The sequence below is a fragment of the Vibrio sp. 2130-1 genome (assembly GCF_033339515.1).
In genome coordinates, this window is record NZ_JAWOUT010000797.1 from 1 (window position 1) to 501 (window position 501).

The 501-nt window shown below is 42.5% G+C and carries 1 pseudogene; it reads left to right on the top strand.

Annotation, left to right across the window (positions count from 1 at the left end):
• Positions 1-501 (top strand): annotated as a pseudogene (locus R7Q09_RS28760) (sodium/proton antiporter); the annotation flags it as partial.

A 501-nucleotide genomic window follows, 5' to 3' on the forward strand; every position in this document is an offset into this window, starting at 1 on the left:
TTATTAACCCGATTGTTTTCTTCCTAATAAATCCATTTGTTGCTGGGTGGTTGCTCGTCGCAGAATTTATTTTCACGCTTGCAATGGCTTTAAAATGCTACCCATTACAACCTGGTGGTTTACTTGCAATTGAAGCTATTGCTATTGGCATGACCAGCCCAGCGCAAGTAAAGCATGAGTTGGTTGCGAATATAGAAGTATTACTACTTTTAGTATTCATGGTCGCGGGTATCTACTTCATGAAACAGCTTCTGCTGTTCATCTTCACCAAAATCCTGCTTGGTATTCGTTCAAAAACTCTGCTTTCGCTTGCATTCTGTTTCGCAGCCGCGTTTTTGTCAGCATTCCTAGATGCGTTGACAGTAATCGCTGTTGTCATCAGCGTAGCAGTTGGTTTCTACTCGATTTACCACAAAGTTGCTTCAGGTAACCCAATTGGCGATCACGACCATACTCAAGACGACACCATCACAGAACTGACTCGTGATGACCTTGAAAACT